The 3134-nt window shown below is 71.2% G+C and carries 4 protein-coding genes; all 4 read left to right on the top strand.

Annotated features, from left to right (window positions below):
• The first annotated feature begins 3 nt into the window (after positions 1 to 3).
• From P3T39_RS22180 to P3T39_RS22165, 4 genes are read left to right on the top strand one after another with little or no spacing between them, the layout of a single operon-like run.
• A complete protein-coding gene (locus tag P3T39_RS22180) occupies positions 4 to 219 on the top strand; it encodes an MbtH family protein (protein WP_280700219.1) in 216 nt (71 codons plus the stop codon).
• Between the two features lie 10 nt (positions 220 to 229).
• Positions 230 to 1489 carry a cytochrome P450 gene (locus tag P3T39_RS22175; protein WP_280700218.1) on the top strand — a complete coding sequence of 420 codons (1260 nt, stop codon included), beginning with the start codon at positions 230 to 232 and terminating at the stop codon, positions 1487 to 1489.
• 47 nt (positions 1490 to 1536) lie between these two features.
• Positions 1537 to 2310 carry an SRPBCC domain-containing protein gene (locus P3T39_RS22170; protein ID WP_280700217.1) on the top strand — a complete coding sequence of 258 codons (774 nt, stop codon included), beginning with the start codon at positions 1537 to 1539 and terminating at the stop codon, positions 2308 to 2310.
• 18 nt (positions 2311 to 2328) lie between these two features.
• The gene (locus tag P3T39_RS22165; RefSeq protein ID WP_280700216.1) at positions 2329 to 2517 is read left to right on the top strand and encodes a hypothetical protein; all 189 of its coding nucleotides are present in this window, start codon (positions 2329 to 2331) and stop codon (positions 2515 to 2517) included.
• Positions 2518 to 3134: the final 617 nt, after the last annotated feature.

Here is a 3134-nt window from a genome sequence, read left to right as displayed (position 1 = left end):
CCCATGACCAACCCCTTCGACGACCAGGACGGCACCTTCCTGGTGCTCGTCAACCACGAGAACCAGCACTCCCTCTGGCCGCAGTTCGCCGACGTCCCTGACGGCTGGAGCGTCACCCACGGCCCCGACACGCACGCCTCCTGCCTGGAGTACGTCGAGCGGAGCTGGACCGACATGCGGCCCAAGAGCCTCGTCGACGCCATGAACGCTGAGCAGTAGAGCGGCCGTTGTGAAGCAGACCGACACCATGACCGACACCGTGGACGAGGCCCGCCCCGCGCAGGGCCCGTCCGCCCCCGGGGACCTCGCGGCGGAGCTCTACACGCCGCGGGTCCGCCGGGACCCGTACCCGCACTACGCCCGCATGCGCCGGGAGAGCCCGGTCCACCGCAGCCCCCAGGGCATCTGGTACCTCACCCGGTACGCGGAAATCGAGGAGGCGCTGGGCGACCTCAGGCTGTCCAACGACCGGGACCGGATGACCCGCGCCCTCGGCGCGCTGGGCGGCGACCTCAAGGCCCTCAGCCGGCTCACCGATCGGCTCGGCCGGGTGATGACCAACACCGACCCGCCGGACCACGCCCGGCTGCGCAAGCTGGTCAACCGGGGCTTCACCGTCCGGCGGGTGGAGGCGCTGCGCGACGGCATCCAGGCCACCGTGGACGGGCTGCTCGACCAGGTCGAGGCAGCCGGCCCGGCCTTCGACCTCATCGAGGCGGTCGCCTCCCCGCTGCCGCTCTCGGTCAGCTGCGAGCTGTTCGGGATCCCGCCCGAGGACCGCGCGCAGGTCAAGGCCTGGTTCCGCCAACTCGGCAACCTGACTGCGGACATCGAGAAGTCCGAGGCGGTGGTCGACCAGTACGAGGGGTACCTCGCCCGGCTCGTCCACCAGCGCCGGGCCGACCCCGGCGACGACCTGATCAGCGCCCTGGTCACCACCCAGGCGCAGGACGACCGGCTCACCGACGCGGAACTCCTCTCGACCTGTTTCATCCTCATCACCGCCGGCGACGAGACGACCACCCACCTGATCGGCAACGGGACCCTCGCCCTGCTGCGCCACCCCGCCGAGCTGGCCCGGCTGCGCGAGGACCCGGCGCTGATCCGGTCCGCCGTCGAGGAGTTGGCCCGCTACGACACGCCGACCCAGGCGATCCTTCGGGTCGTTGCTGAGGACGTCCAAATCGGCGGGCAGCTGCTGCGCGAGGGCGAGCTGGTGTACCTGTTCCTCGCCTCGGCCAACCGCGACCCCGACCGCTTCGACGACCCCGACCGGCTCGACCCGGGCCGCCCCGACAAACGGCACCTGAGCTTCGGCAACGGCCCGCACTTCTGCCTCGGCGGGCCGCTGGCCAAGCTCCAGGCCGAGGTGGCCGTCGGCACTCTGATCCGCCGGTTCCCGCGGCTGCGGCTGGCCGACGAGGCGGCCCTCCACTGGCGACCCAATCCGCTGCAACGGCGGCTGAGCGCCCTTCCGCTCAGCTACTGACACCTCATCGGCTAACAGAATCGTTATCGTTCAAAGGAGTTGTGACTATGGCCCGGGAGTTCCAGGTGCGCCGGGAGCAGGACCTGCCCGCCACGCCCGAGCAGGTCTGGCACGCTGTCGCCACCAGCGCCGGCAACCTCGGCTGGCTGTACCCCATGGAGATCGAGCCGCGGGTGGGCGGGGCGGTCTCCCGCGGCGACGCCACCGTCGTGGAGTGGCAGCCGCCGCGCCTGTTCGCCGTCCGGGCGACCAGGGACGGCGGGTTCTCCAACACGCTCACCTACCGGATCGAGCCGGGCGATGCCGGAGCGGCCCATCTGCGGATGGGAATCCACTGGGTGCACGAGGGCGTGGTCGACGACGGCTGGGACACCCGGGCGGACGCGGCCGAGAAGCACGTCGACTTCTACCAGCACAGCCTGGCCCAGTACCTGACGCACTTCGCCGACCGCTCCGCCGTCTATGTCAAGGCCAACCGGTCCGGACCGACCGCCGATCCGGGCGAGTTCGCCGCGCTGCGGCGACACCTCGGCCTGGCCGAGGACACGGCGGTCGGCAGCCGGCTGTCGCTCGATCTTCCTGGCGCTCCTGGCGCTCCTGGCGGCCCGGTGGACGTGGTGGTGGACTACCTCAGCCGCGACTTCGTCGGCCTGCGTGGCCCGGACGCGCTGTACCGGTTCTTCGACGGCAGCTCCTGGAACTGGCCGATCTGGCTGGGCCACCACCTGTTCGCCAAGGACGTGGACGAGCAGCGGGCCGAGCAGGCCTGGACCGACTGGCTGTGCGAGGCGTCCTCCCATGCCCCAGCCGCCGGACGATAGAAGACCGAAGGACCGTTGATGGAGACCCTCCTTTACACCGCCGAACTCATCCAGGACGGCGGCACGTACAAGCTCGTGGTGCAGGACCTGGTGCGCGACACGGTGCAGACCACCCCGATCCCCAGGGCCGCGGTGGACCGGCTGCCGGCCTTCCTGTCGACGCTCGGCGCCAAGCTCAGCTCCTCGCTGCCACGCGCCCGGCGGTAAACGGCCGCACCCCGCCTGCCGCCCGGCAGCGGCGGGCGGGGGAACGGTCAGAGCGCGGGCACGTCCGGCAGCCCGAACACCCCGGGGTTGCTGCGGATCCGGTCGCGCAGGTCCACCGGCGTCGCGCCGGGCTCGGTGGTCCAGGAGTACACCGGCTGGGGCGGGGACGGCGGCGGGGACGGTCAGTGCCAGGTCGTCCGCGTAGGCTTCGCTGTACGCGGCGCCGGTGCGGCTCGGGTCACGGGCCGGCTGGAAGGCGATGGCGATGCCGCGGGTGCCAGCCGGTACGGCGCCGGTGGCGGTCCGCTGCGGCAGAGCGGTGGCGTAACCGCTGACGGAGGCGTTGGCGCACTCGGCGTCACCGTTGGCGATCAGGTCCAGTCAACCTCGTTCGCAGCTGGCCACTCTCCGATCGCCTCAAGGCTGAGCGCGGTACGGGAACCGTGTGTTGCCCAGCCGTTGGTTCACGTCTGCCCTGACCACTACTCCACAAACGAACCATTGGAGCTTCCCCCTGGGGGTGTGGACACCAGTGCTGCGCGGCGCGTCTGAGCGAGACCGATCGCTGCTCGTAGGCGATCGGGCTGAGGTAGTCGAGGACTGAGTGCCTTCGTCCG

It is taken from the genome of Kitasatospora sp. GP82, assembly GCF_029892105.1.
Lineage (GTDB): Bacteria > Actinomycetota > Actinomycetes > Streptomycetales > Streptomycetaceae > Kitasatospora.
Note: the sequence above shows the minus strand (reverse complement) of the source record. Positions and strands in the feature narration are given on the sequence as shown.